Annotated in this window: 10 protein-coding genes; 3 read left to right on the forward strand and 7 right to left on the reverse strand. The window is 67.3% G+C overall.

Annotated features, from left to right (window positions below):
* Positions 1-48: 48 nt before the first annotated feature.
* The 4 genes from DIR46_RS06930 to DIR46_RS06945 all read right to left on the reverse strand — a co-directional run bounded on the left by DIR46_RS06930 (position 49) and on the right by DIR46_RS06945 (position 4,679).
* Positions 49-819, reverse strand: a complete 771-nt coding sequence (locus DIR46_RS06930) for a TorF family putative porin (RefSeq protein ID WP_109344581.1) — start codon at positions 817-819, stop codon at positions 49-51.
* A 133-nt stretch (positions 820-952) separates the two neighbouring features.
* Positions 953-1,963, reverse strand: a complete 1,011-nt coding sequence (rfaD, locus tag DIR46_RS06935) for an ADP-glyceromanno-heptose 6-epimerase (protein WP_109347935.1) — start codon at positions 1,961-1,963, stop codon at positions 953-955.
* 28 nt (positions 1,964-1,991) lie between these two features.
* Complete coding sequence (waaF, locus tag DIR46_RS06940) at positions 1,992-3,014, reverse strand: lipopolysaccharide heptosyltransferase II (protein WP_109344582.1); 1,023 nt, start codon at positions 3,012-3,014, stop codon at positions 1,992-1,994.
* 51 nt (positions 3,015-3,065) lie between these two features.
* Complete coding sequence (locus DIR46_RS06945; protein ID WP_109344583.1) at positions 3,066-4,679, reverse strand: ABC-F family ATP-binding cassette domain-containing protein; 1,614 nt, start codon at positions 4,677-4,679, stop codon at positions 3,066-3,068.
* A 184-nt stretch (positions 4,680-4,863) separates the two neighbouring features.
* Between DIR46_RS06945 and DIR46_RS06950 the strand changes: the two genes are divergently transcribed.
* From DIR46_RS06950 to DIR46_RS06960, 3 genes are all read left to right on the forward strand, one after another.
* Positions 4,864-5,265 (forward strand): DUF2946 domain-containing protein, encoded by a 402-nt coding sequence (locus tag DIR46_RS06950; protein WP_205289086.1) that lies wholly within the window; start codon positions 4,864-4,866, stop codon positions 5,263-5,265.
* Positions 5,266-5,361: 96 nt separating this feature from the next.
* Entirely contained in the window at positions 5,362-7,518 is a 2,157-nt protein-coding gene (locus DIR46_RS06955) for a TonB-dependent receptor (RefSeq protein ID WP_109344585.1), read from the forward strand.
* A 12-nt stretch (positions 7,519-7,530) separates the two neighbouring features.
* Complete coding sequence (locus tag DIR46_RS06960) at positions 7,531-9,108, forward strand: PepSY domain-containing protein (protein ID WP_109344586.1); 1,578 nt, start codon at positions 7,531-7,533, stop codon at positions 9,106-9,108.
* A 23-nt stretch (positions 9,109-9,131) separates the two neighbouring features.
* On the opposite strand, the gene DIR46_RS06965 is transcribed toward DIR46_RS06960, so the two are convergent.
* The 3 genes from DIR46_RS06965 to DIR46_RS06975 form a co-directional block, all read right to left on the reverse strand.
* The gene (locus DIR46_RS06965) at positions 9,132-9,938 is read right to left on the reverse strand and encodes a fatty acid desaturase (RefSeq protein WP_109344587.1); all 807 of its coding nucleotides are present in this window, start codon (positions 9,936-9,938) and stop codon (positions 9,132-9,134) included.
* Positions 9,939-10,073: 135 nt separating this feature from the next.
* Positions 10,074-11,405: a VWA domain-containing protein gene (locus DIR46_RS06970; protein WP_109344588.1), complete on the reverse strand. Its 1,332-nt coding sequence runs from the start codon at positions 11,403-11,405 to the stop codon at positions 10,074-10,076.
* 66 nt (positions 11,406-11,471) lie between these two features.
* The gene (locus DIR46_RS06975) at positions 11,472-13,037 is read right to left on the reverse strand and encodes a TerC family protein (protein ID WP_109344589.1); all 1,566 of its coding nucleotides are present in this window, start codon (positions 13,035-13,037) and stop codon (positions 11,472-11,474) included.
* Positions 13,038-13,133: the final 96 nt, after the last annotated feature.

Below are 13,133 nucleotides of genomic sequence, written 5' to 3' on the forward strand. Positions count from 1 at the left end.
GGGATAAAAAGACGGCGGCGCCGTGTAAACGCGATGTAAACGCAGGCGTCAGAAGGTGCGGCTGACGGTCAGCTGCAGGGCGTCGCGGCCGGTGAACTTGCCGTTGACCGGAGAGGTATAGGCTGACTTCTCGGCATTGGTGCCGAGATAGGCGAGGCTCACCGTGGCCAGCGCGAACGAGCGGCTCACGCCGACCTTCCAGTCGGTGTAGTCGGACGCCGGGTTGTTCTTCACTTCCTGGCGGCCGGCATGCAGCTGCAGGGTGAAGCCGTTGCCGACGTCGAGATTGGCGCCAACGTCAAGGTAGCCGCTGTTCTCGCTGTCGACGAAGCCGAACAGGTTGGTGGTCGAATGCGAGTACTTGAGGTAGGCCGGGCCATAGCCCAGCTGGGCGTAGACTTCGGTGGTGTGGGCGTTGACCCAGCCAGGCAGCTGGCCCAAACCATTGTCGGGATAAAAATAGCGCAGCACGCCAAGGTCGTACGACACGCCGGCAGCCAGTTCGCCGCGCTTGCCGCCGTAGACGTCGATTTCCACTTCGCCGTCGCCGCCGGCGTCCTCGACCCACTTGATGGTCGAGGCCCAGGCGCCGGCATACCAGCCGTCCGCGTGGACGTAGTCGACGCCGCCTTGCAGCGCCGGACGCAGGCGCGTCTGCGAGATGGCGCGGTAGCGGTAGTCGGAGGTGACGGCGACGTTCCAGGCGATGGAAGAAGATGCCGCCGGCGCCGGTGCGGCCTCGAGGGTGTCGGTGACCTGGGCGTGGGCGGTGCCGGCGAACACCAGGGTGGCGGCCAGCGCGTGAATCGATGCTTTCATGTGTTCCTGCTCGTGGTTGTGGTTGAAGCCATGCGGCGTCGCGAGGACAGCGCATGGAACACGAGCAGGTTAGCGATTCAGCCGTAAAAACCGGGTATAAAGGCCGGCGGAGGGTGTAAACGCGGTATAAAATTCAGCGCGCCGGCTGGGCGCGCAGCCAGTCCATGTACTTCGCGACCCCGGTCGCCACGTCGGTGAACGGTGCGTCGTAGCCGGCCGCGCGCAGCGCCGAGATGTCGGCCTGGGTGAAGCTCTGGTACTTGCCCTTCAATTTATCCGGGAACGGCAGGTACTCGAGCAGGCCGCCGTCGATGATCTGCTGCAGCGACAGCGCCGGCTTGCCTTCATTGGCGAGGGCGTTGACGGTGGCCACCGCCAGGTCATTGAACGGCTGGGCGCGGCCGGTGCCGAGGTTGAAGATGCCGCGCTTGTCCGGATTATCGAGGAAGAACAGGTTGACCTTGACCACGTCTTCGACGTAGATGAAGTCGCGCATCTGGGCGCCGGCCTCATAACCCTCGTTGGCGCCGAACAGCCTGACCTTGCCGTCCTTGAAGAACTGGTGGTACTGGTGGAACGGCACCGATGCCATCGTGCCCTTGTGGCCTTCGAGCGGACCGTAGACGTTGAAATAGCGCAGGCCGACCACCTGGCTGCCGGCGTCCTGGCCCTTGGCCTGCCAGTAGCGGCGCAGGTACTGGTCGAACAGGAATTTCGAGTAGCCATAGACGTTGAGCGGACGTTCCAGCGGGCGCTCTTCGCGGAACACGGTGCCGGCGCCGTAGACGGCGGCCGACGAGGCATAGATGAAGGGAATGCCCTGGCGCTGGCAGAATTCGAACAGGGCGACCGTGTAGTCGTAGTTGTTCTTCATCATGTAGCGGCCGTCGGTCTCCATCGTGTTGGAGCAGGCGCCCTGGTGCAGCACGGCGGTGAACTTGTTGTCGAATTCGCCCGCCTTCAGGCGCACCAGAAAGTCTTCTTTATCGGCATAGTCGGCGATCTCGGCGTCGACGATGTTGTGGAACTTCTCGGGACGCGACATATTGTCGACGGCGAAGACGCTGAACGGCTCGCGCTGCGACAGCGCGTGCACGAGGTTCGCGCCGATGAAGCCTGCTGCGCCGGTAACCAGAATCATGATAAGGTCCTCTTCAAATTGGCCCGCGCCCTCAGGCGCCGGCAAGCATGGGTTGCAAGGGCTGCCACACGTCGGCCGGCAGAATCTGCTTCATGCAGTTCTGGTGCCCCAGCGGGCATTCGCGCTGCTGGCACGGCGAGCATTCGATGTGCAGCCACAGGATCTGCGCCAGTTGCGACAGCGGCGGCGTGTGGCGCGGGTCGGTGGGGCCATAGATCGCCACCACCGGCCGCCCCAGGGCGGCGCCGATGTGCATCAGCCCCGAATCGTTGGTGACCACCGCGGCGGCGCGCGAGATCAGCGCGATCGCCTCGGACAGCGACGTCGAGCCGGCCAGGTTGTGCGCCTGCGGCACGATGGCCGTGATCTCGTCGCACACCGCGCGGTCCTTGGGAGAGCCGAGCAGCAGGATTTGCGCATCCGGGCGATTGGCCAGGATGGTCCGGGCCAGCTCGGCGAAATAGGTCGATGGCCAGCGCTTGGCCGGACCGAATTCGGCGCCCGGCGCGAAGGCGACATGCACGCCCGCCGGCAACTGGAGGCGCGCGATCGCGGCCTCGGCTTCGCCCGCGGCGACCTTCATGACCGGTTCCGGCAAGCGTTCCGGCCGCGGCAAGCGACGCACCGGGGCGTCGGCCAGCGCCTGGTAGAACTGGGCCATCGGGCGCGGCGCCGCCTTGTCGTCGTGGTGCATCACGTTGACCAGCCCATAGCGCATCTCGCCCTTGTAGCCGACCCGCCTGGGGATCCCGGCCAGCCACGGGATGAGCGCGAACTTCAGGGTGTTCGGGAGCACATAGGAATCGGCATAGCCGCGCGCCCTGAGCATCTTCGCGAAGGCCTTGCGCTCTTTCCACTGCAGCGCACCGTGCTTGAACGGCGACTCGATCACGGTGTCGACTTCCGCCATCGCGCGCCACACCGGCGCCACCCAGGTCGGGGCCAGCACGTCGATCGGCCGCCCCGGCACGAGCTCCTTGAGCCGGCGCAGCAGCGGCTGGGCCATCACGGCGTCGCCGATCCAGTTCGGGGAAATCACAAGGGTGCGCAACATGGTGTTCTTCAGGTGGTGGGCCAGCCCACGATTATAGCAATCGCGGCCGATTCAGCATTCCTGCAGTCGCCAGCCGGTGTCGAGCGCCGCCAGGCGGTGGGTCAGCCCGATGCGCTCCAGGAACACGCTGTCGTGCGACACCACCACCAGCGCGCCGCGGTAGCCGCCCAGCATCGCCTCCAGCGCCGCCAGCGACGCCAGGTCGAGGTGGTTGCTCGGCTCATCCAGCAACAGCAGCGCCGGCGGCGTGTCGGCATACAGCGCGCAGGCCAGGGCCGCCTTCAGGCGCTCGCCGCCGCTCAGCAGGCCGGCCGGTTGGGCGATGGTGCGCGCGTCCAGGCCCAGCTGGACCAGCCAGGTGCGCAGCATGTCCTGCCCGGCGCTGCGGTTCACGTCCAGCAGCTGGTCAAGGGTCGATCGCCTCGGATCGAGGCTGCCGAGCTGCTGGTCCAGGTAAGCGATGTGCGCCGGCAGGCTGCGCTCGCCCGCGACGGGATCGAGCCGACCCGCCAGCACCTTGAGCAAGGTCGACTTGCCGCTGCCGTTCGGGCCGACCAGGCCCACCCGCTGGCGGCCCGTCAGGATCACGTCGACACGGGCCAAAGGCGGCGCGAGCCAGGGCAGGATCACCGCCTCGAGCTGCGCAACACGGCGCCCAGCCGCGCCTTCGACGCCGGCAGCGTGGATGCGCACCGCGGCGTCGCCCACGACCCGCTGCGCGGCACCGCGCATGCGTTCGACCTGTCCGGTGCGGGCGGCATCGTGCTGCTGGCGCAAGCGCCCGGCGCTGACTTCGCTACGGTCCTTGCCGCGGCCAAGCAGGATGGCGGCCTGGTTGGCTTCCTTCGCATCGCGGTTGCCGCGCGCCTGGCGCCGGTCCTGGCGTTCGCGCTGCGCGCGCCGCGCCACATCAATGCGGCTGAGTTCCCGGCGCGCGTGATCGAGCGCGCCCTGCGCCGCCTCCTGCTCCTGGCGGCGCGCGTCCTCGTAGAACGCGTAATTTCCACCATAGCTGCGCAGGCCGTCGCCTGAGAGCTCGACGATGCGCTCCATGGCATTGAGCAGTTCGCGGTCGTGGCTGATCACCAGGAGACCTTTCGGCCAGGCCTGCAGCTGGCGCAGCAAGGCCTGGCGGCTGGCCGCATCGAGGTGGTTGCTCGGCTCGTCGAGGATCAGGAAATCCGGATCGAACAGGGTGGCGCCGATCAGCGCCACCCGCATCGCATCGCCGCCGCTGAGCGCGGCCACCGGCGTGTCGAGGTCGACCTGCGGCAGGCCATGCGCCTGGCAGGCCTGGCGCAGGCGGGCGGCGATGTCCCAGTGCTCGCCCACCGCATCGAAATCGCGTGGATCGACGCTGCCGGCCTCGATGCGCGCCAGGGCGGCGGTGATCGCCCCGATGCCGGCCAGCCCGGCCACCGAATCCGCCCCGCCGCTTCCCGCCTGTTGCGACAGATAGGACACGCGCCCGCTGCGCAGGCAAAGGCCGGTGGTGGGCGCCAGCTCGCCGGCCAGCAGGCGCGCCAGCATCGACTTGCCCACGCCATTGCGTCCCACCAGGCCGGTGCGGCGCAGGTCGAACTGGTGATGGAGGTTTGAAAACAAGGCTCTGCCGTCGGGCAGATACAGGGAAACGCCGTCGAGCGCTAGAATGGTGTGCGTCATGTGCAAGACTCCAAGGATGCCTGGACACTTCCACAGCCTGGCTGGGAAGACCGAAATAACATGGCATCGATGAGGTATTACACGCGCTCCTTGGGAAATGACGGGCAATGGTAGCAGGATTGGCCCAGCAGGACAAATTGCCCACCCACGCGCGCCGCCGCACCAGCAGGACTATAATTTTCACATGCACAGGCTCCGAACAACCCGAACGCTGTATGGCTGGACCGTCCTCCTGGCGTTCCTGTTCGGCCTGTTCATGCCTGCGATTTCCCAGGCCGTGGCCCAGGCCACCCAGCAACCGGCGGCAGCCTGGATGGCCGAGATCTGCAGCGCCAGCGGCACCCGCCACATGATGGTGATCGACGACACCGCGCAGAGCGAAACGCCGGCGGTGCCGGACATGTCGCACTGCGAGCTGTGCTGCTCGCACCAGCTCCCGCAACTGGCTCCGCCGCTGCAGAGCGTCCCCGTGCTGGCCCTCGACCGCGAACGCGATCCCTACCCTCCCCTGTTCTACCGCGCGCCGCGCCCGCTGCACGCCTGGACGCCGACGCAGTCGCGCGGGCCGCCGTCTTCGCTTTCCTGATTCGCCCCTCCCCATGACCCGCGACGCATTCCATGCGCCGCGGGCAGACCATGCGCGACGCCGCGAGGATGCGGCCTTGCGCGAACAGGATACGCAATGAAGACACGTTTACACGTCCAGCCGCAGCGGCTGGCGCTCGCCATCGGCTGCGCCATGGCCGCCTGGCAGGCCCAGGCCGAGGACCAGTTCCAACATATACCCACCGTCGAAGTCACGGCCGACGCGCCACGCGCCAACGGCCTGCTCAGGCTCGACACCCCGAGCGACACCGGCAGCCGCCTTGGGCTGAGCCCGCGCGAGACGCCGGCCAGCGTCACCGTGGTCGACCGCTCCCTGATCGAGGTGCGCGGCGCCCAGGACACGCAGGAGATCCTGCGCGCCATCCCCGGCGTCACCGCTCACGATGCTCCCGGCAATATCGGCGTCAGCTACCGCGGCTTCGGCAGCGGCTCGGTCAGCCAGCTGTTCAACGGCATCAACGTGCAGTATTCGATCGCCGCGCGGCCGGTCGACAGCTGGATCGTCGACCGCGTCGAGGCCATTGGCGGACCGTCGAGCTTCCTGTTCGGTTCCGGCGCCGTCGGCGGCTCGATCAACTATCTCACCAAGCTGGCCGAAACGCGCGAGTTCGCCGAAGGCCGTCTGCGCCTGGGCGCCGACGAGCTGATGGAAGCCTCGGTCGGCCTGAACCGCCGGGTTGGCGACGGCCACTACGCGCGCATCGACGTCAATCACCGCGACAGCGGCAGCTGGGTCGACGGCGTCGACCGCCGCGCGACCCAGCTGGCGGCCTCGCTGCGTTCCGACTTGGGACGCGGCTTCACGCATACGCTGGCCTATGAATTCCAGCAGGAAGACGTCGACCGGCCGTATTGGGGCACGCCGCTGCTCAATCCGATCAAAGGCGAACTGCGCGTCGACGAGGCCACCCGCTTCAAGAACTACAACAGCAGCGATGGCGTCTACGACCAGCGCGTGCAGTGGCTGCGCTCGATCGGCGCCTGGAAGGTCAGCGACGCCCTGCAGCTGACCAATACCTTCTATGTCTACGACGCGCTGCGCGACTACCGCAACGTCGAGAACTACCGCTTCAATCCATCGAACACGCAGGTCATCCGCTCGGCCGCCCTGCTCCAGCGCCACGACCAGACCCTTGTGGGCGACCGCATCGACGGCGTCTACCGCGGCCGCATCGGACAGCGCCGCAGCGACTGGGCGTTGGGGCTGGACTTCAGCATCAACCGCCAGACCCGCTATCCGAACAGCCAAGCGGCCACGGTGAGCAGCGTCGATCCCTACGATGTCGTCACCGAGCGCTTCTTCGACGTGCCGGGCATGACGCCGGTCTATCGCCCCGACCGCGACAACGAGGTCAGGACCACGGCGCTGTACCTCGAGAACCGCACCGCGCTGCTGCCGACCCTGAACCTGGTCACCGCGCTGCGCCACGAGCGCATCGAACTCGACCTGGTCAACCGGCGCGAGGTCACTCCCGCCACGCCGGCCAGCTTCTCGCGCAGCTACAACCCGACCACCGGACGCCTGGGCCTGGTGTGGGACGTCACGCCCGGCATGAACCTCTACGCCCAGTATGCGACGGCCGCCGACCCACCGTCGGGGGTGCTGTCGACCGCCTCGTTCGCCGACGTGAAGAACAACAGCGAACTGACCACCGGCCGCCAGGCGGAGGTGGGCGCCAAGCTCGATTTCTGGCAGGGCAAGGGCTCGGCGACCCTGGCCGCGTACCACATCACGCGCAAGAACATCGCGACCCAGGACCCGGTCAACAGCAACCTGACGATCCTGGTCGGCGAGCAATCGTCGCAGGGCGTCGAGCTGGCGCTGGGCCTGCAGCCGACGAAACGCCTGGCCGTGCAGGGCAACTTCACCCATGCCGATGCCCAGTACGAGCACTACAACCAGGGCGGTGTATCGCTGGCTGGCAAAACGCCGACCAATACGCCGAAGACGGTGGCCAATGTCTGGTTCTCGTATGCCGTCACCCCTTCCGTGCAGGCCCACCTCGGCGCGCGCCGGGTCGGCAAGGTGGTTGCCGATGCCGCCAATACCCTGTACTGGCCATCCTATACCTTCGTCGACCTGGGCCTCTCCTGGCGCATCGACCGCAGGCTGGCGCTGGACGCGCGCGTGCGCAACCTCACCGACCGGCTGTATGCGGCCAACGTCACCGGCACGATGGCCTATCTCGGCGCGCCGCGCACGGCCGACGTGTCGCTGCGCATGGCCTTCTGACGGGAGGACACGATGGGAGCGCGATTGAAACGCTGGCTGTTCCTGGTCCATCGCTGGCTGGGCATCGGCATCTGCCTGCTGTTCGCGATGTGGTTCGTCTCGGGCATCGTCATGATGTACGTCGGCTATCCCAAGCTGACCGAGGAAGAGCGCCTGGCCCACCTGCCACGATTGCAGGCGGACGCGCGCCTGCTGGCACCGGCCCGGGCGCTGGCGGCGGCCGGCGTGGCCGGACCGCTGGACGAGCTGCGCCTGGCCGCGTCCAGCGGCGGGCGGCCGGTCTATGTCGCGACGCCCGCGCGCGGCGATGTCCCGGCTGGCCACAAGAGCCCGCCCAGGGGCAGCGGCGCGGTCGTGATCGATGCGGTGAGCGGACAGCGCCTGCGGGCGGTGGACGAGGCGCATGCCATGACCAGCGCCGCCGCCTTCGCGGCTTCGATGGCAGCCCCGGGCGTGAAATGCGACTACCTGGGCACGATCGACGAAGATGCGTTCACCCACTCGCGCGCGCTCGATCCGCATCGTCCGCTGCACAAGGTGGAACTGGGCGACGCCGAACGCACCCTGCTCTACATCTCGGGCCGCAGCGGCGAGGTGGTGCGAGACGCGACCCGCAGCGAGCGGCTGTGGAACTATGCGGGCGCCTGGATCCACTGGCTGTATCCCTTCCGCGGCAATGCCTTCGAGCCTTACTGGACCGACATCGTCAACTGGCTGTCCATCCTGGGCATCGCGATGGCGCTCACCGGAACGGCGGTCGGCATCATGCGCTGGCGCTTCCGCAAGCCCTACCGCAGCGGCGCGCGCACGCCCTATCCGCAAGCCATGATGCGCTGGCACCACGTCACCGGCCTGCTGTTCGCGCTGGTGACGATCACCTGGATCTTCAGCGGCCTGATGTCGATGAACCCATGGCGCATCTTCGACACCGGCGCGCCGCCGCTGCGCATGGAGGCGCTGCAGGGGGGACCGCTGGTGCTGACCGACGCCGACGCCGCGCCGCAGGCGCTGCTAGCGGCGTCGAACGGCAATGTGCGCGAGCTGCGCTGGACGCGGGTGATGGGAGAGAACCGGGTGCTGGCCCAGGCGGCTGCCGGTGCGCCCAGGGTGATCGACAACCGTGACGGGCATCCGGTCGTCCTCGATGCGCAAGCGCTGCGCGGCGCCGCATCCCGCCTGCTGCCGGCGCCGGTGACGCGGGTCGAGCAGTTGCGCGACTACGACCTCTATTACTATGCGCGCGATGCGCACACGATGACGGGCGGTGGCGCGAAACCGCTGCCGATCCTGCGCATCGTGTTCGACGATCCGCATGCCACCTGGGTCCACCTCGACCCGCGCACCGGCGCGGTGCTGGGCCGCCTGGACAGCGGCAAGCGCACCAGCCGCTGGCTGTTCGCGATGCTGCATTCCTGGGATTGGCTGCCGCTGCTCGAGCGGCGTCCGTTGTGGGACCTGGTGCTGATCGCGCTGAGCCTGGGCGGGACCCTGCTCAGCGTGACGGGGGTGGTGATCGGCTGGCGCCGACTGGGACGGAAACTACGCGAGGCGCGCCCCGCAACGATCGCGGCGCCACTCGCGGGGAGCTGACCGGCCAGGCTTACTGGCCAGGCTTACTGGCCGGCGGCGCCCGCCGCGTGGCGCCGCATGCGCGGCGCGTCGCAGGCCGGCAGGCGGTCGACGTGGTTGATCTTCGCCAGGCGCAGGAAGGCCAGCACGCGCAGCACCAGGTAGCCCGAGTCGAATTCCCACCACTTCATCGACAACTTGGCCGACGCCGGGTTGGCGTGGTGGTTGTTGTGCAGCTCGGCGCCGCCGAAGACGATCCCGATCGGGAAGAAGTTGCGCGAATCTTCCTTGGTCTCGAAATTGCGGTAGCCGACCACGTGGAAGATGCCGTTGATGAAGCCCGATGCCCAGAACGGCAGGATCGACAGCTGGAACAGCCAGATCAGGACACCGTGCGCCGGGCCGAACACCAGCAATTCGACCGCCAGGAAGAACAGCGCGCCACGGAAGCGGTGCCGGGTATACAGGTGCTCGTCCATCCAGTCTTCCTTGATGCCGATGCCATAGGCTTTCACCAGGTCGGCGTCGCGCGCCGCCTTGCGGTACAGGAGGGTGCCCTTGCCCAGGATGGTCCACAGGCCGTGGATGCGCGGGCTGTGCGGATCTTCCTCGGTATCGCACTTGGCGTGGTGCTTGCGGTGCACCGCGACCCAGGTCTTGGCGGTGACGCCGTAGGTGGTCAGCCAGATCCACATGCGGAACAGCTGGCACAGGAGCGGATGGAAGGTCACGGCGCGGTGGCTGCGCGAGCGGTGCAGATACAGCTCGCTGGCGAAGACGGTCATGATGTACGACCCCGCCATGGTCAGCGCGACGCCCATGGGACTGAGCTGGATGAATCCTTCGAACACGGCACTCTCCCTGTTGTTGTATTGATCAGGTCTTGAACGCCCTGATATTGCAGAGAGAATAACGGTTGCCGGATGGGTTCAAAGCGATGAGAAGAGCGGTATTTACCCCGTATTTGCCCTTCTTCGCTTCGACCGTCAAACGATCAGGCCGCGCTGGCGCGCCTCCCTTACCCATTGCGGGTATTCGTTCATCAGGAGATCGTAGAGCGCGCCGTCGGAATGCTCGTCGGGCGAAGCGACCGAGAAGAAGTCGGCGTTGTCGATCAGGCGGCCATCGAGTTCGTCCAGCTTTTCCAGGAACGGAAAATCCGAGTCGGCGAAGTTGGCCAGGGCCCTGGCTTTCGACTTGCGGCCCTTGCCGATGCCCATGAACTGCCAGAAGATCGGTTCGCGGCTGGCCCAGCGCAGCTGGCGCTCGGTCAGCGGCTTGTCCGAGGTCGAGCCATCGGTCACGAACATCACGTACACCGGCACCTCGGCCTTGACCGGCGCCTTGCGCTCGCCGCCCCCGCCATCCGGGAAGTAATGCCGGCGCACCGCCTCGAGGGCGGCGCCGTAGCGGGTATCGCCCTCGAGCGGATGCTTGTCGATGATGCGCTCGATGTAGTTGGACCAGTTCGAGAGGCCCATCGGGGCGCCGCGGTGCACGTTGCGGCCGAACAGGAAGACGTCGATCTCGCCGTCGTCGTCGAAGCGGCAGCCCAGCGCCAGGATGCGCTCGGCGAACTGCTGCACCAGGCCCTTGCGGTACAGGGCGCTCATCGACCCCGAGATGTCCAGCACCAGGCAGGCCTTTGCCCGGTGCTGCGCCAGGCCGGCCTTTTCGAGCGACACCGTCGCCGACTTGACCAGGCTGACCAGCTGCGGCGCGGATTGCGCGACGCGCTTTTCCAGGTCGACCGCGGCGGCGCGCGGCGTGGCCGGTGGCGGCGTTGGCGACGGTGGCGCATCCGCGACCGCGCCGCCGAAATGTCGCACCAGCGCGTCCAGCCCGCCGTTGAAGCCCTGGCCGACGGCCATGAAACGCCAGCCGCCATCCTTGCGATACAGTTCGCCCAGCATGCCCGCCTTCTCGCCGACGAAGTCGCTGCCGCCGAAGTCGAAGCGCGCGAATTCGCCCTGTGGGCCGACGAGGCGCAGGCTGCCCGCCTGCAGTTGCGACAGGGGCGCGCCGCCGTCGGTGCTGGCCACGATGCTGAGCCGTTCGATCCAGGCCGGCAGGCTGGCGAGCCGGAAGCTGAAACCCGCGGCATCAGGGCCGACCCTGGCTTGCGCCACGCCGCCGCAGGGCGTCGCCGGCTGGTTGAAGAAGGTCATGTAGCGCTCGTCGGCCAGCTTGCCGCCGGCGTCGAGCGCGAAGCAGGCGAAGTCCAGCGCCAGGCCCTGCGCCGACAGGCCGGCCTGCAGGACGCCGTCGGGAGCCGATTGCGCCAGGGGCAGGCGCTCGCCGCGTTCCAGCTGTTTCATGTCGGCCTCCAGTCAGGTTGAACGCATGGACGGAACATCCGTCCACCCTTCGATATTACCGTTCGCTCAGCTCTTGTCCAGCGGCTGATCGTACCCAACGTCGACCCGGCTCACGATCACGGTCGCGATGCGGCGCTCCAGCACCTGCGCCACCTCGAACCGCAAGCCTTCGATCTCGACCGCGTCGCCCACCTTCGGCAGGGTGCCAAAGCGTTCCAGCATCAGGCCGGCCAGCGAGGTGTAGTCGTCGGTGTCGCCCACCAGGGCGTCCACCTCGAGCACCTGCTCCAGGTAGTGCAGGTCGGCGGTGCCGTCGACGCGCCAGCGGCCCGGGCCGAGGGCCTGCACCACCGGCTGCTCGTCCTCGTCGGGGAACTCGCCGGCGATCGCTTCCAGGATGTCGATCGGCGTCACCAGGCCCTGCAGGGTGCCGTATTCGTCGGCGATGATCACCAGCTGGCCGTGCGAGCGCTTGAGGCGGTCCATCACCTTCAGCACGCCGCTGGCGTCGGGCATGATGATCGGCGTGCGGATATGAGCCGCGTCGATCGCGCCCGACTGGGTCAGGTCGGCGATCAGGTCCTTGGCGCGCGCCACCCCGATCACTTCGTCGAGCTGGCCGCGGCACACCGGGAAGAAGCCGTGCGGCGTGGCCAGCAGCTGGGCGCGGATGGTCTCGGCGTCATCCTCGATATTGATCCACGAGATTTCCGAGCGGTTGGTCATGATCGAGCGCACCGAGCGCTGCGACAGGCTCAACACGCCGCTGACCATATTGCGCTCCTCGGCCTCGAACGCCGGTTCCTCGGCGGCTTGCGCCTCGGCTTCCGGCTCGTCGTGATGGTCGGCGCCGCGCTTGCTGCCCAGCAGGCGCAGCACGGCGTCGGCGGTGCGGTCGCGCAGCGGGATGTGCGCCTCTTGCTTGATGAAGTTGCGGCGCGCCAGCTGGTTGAAGAACTCGATCACCACCGAGAAGCCGATCGCGGCGTACAGGTAGCCCTTCGGAATATGAAAGCCCAGGCCTTCGGCGATCAGGGACAGGCCGATCATCAGCAGGAAGGACAGGCACAGCACGACGACGGTCGGATGGGCATTGACGAAGCGCGTCAGCGGCTTCGACGCGAACAGCATGACGCCCATCGAGATGATCACGGCGGCCATCATGACGCCCAGGTGTTCGACCATGCCGACCGCGGTGATCACGGCGTCGAGCGAGAACACGGCGTCGAGCACGATGATCTGCGCCACCACGGCGGCGAAGCTCGCGTATTCGCGCTTGCCGCTCTGGACGTGCGATTTGCCTTCGACCCGTTCGTGCAGCTCGATGGTCGCCTTGGCAAGCAGGAAGATACCGCCGATCAGCAGGATCAGGTCGCGCCCCGAGAACGCCAGGCTGCCGAGGGAGAACAGGGGTGTGGTGAGCGTGACCAGCCACGAGATCATCGTGAGCAGGCCCAGGCGCATGATCATGGCGAGGGACAGGCCGAGGAGTCGTGCCTTGTCGCGCTGATGCGGGGGAAGTTTGTCCGCCAGGATGGCGATGAAGATCAGGTTGTCGATGCCCAGGACGATCTCGAGCACGACGAGGGTGAGCAAGCCGACCCATATATTCGGGTCAAGTAGCCATTCCATTGGAGAGTTTTGTAGTGAAGGAAGGGGCATTGTACGCCATCGTGCCGGCATCAGGGCAGAACTGGCAGCGCATCAGCAGCGCCATGCCGCCGGCTT

It is taken from the genome of Massilia oculi (assembly GCF_003143515.1).
In the GTDB taxonomy this organism is placed as follows: Bacteria; Pseudomonadota; Gammaproteobacteria; order Burkholderiales; family Burkholderiaceae_D; genus Telluria; species Telluria oculi.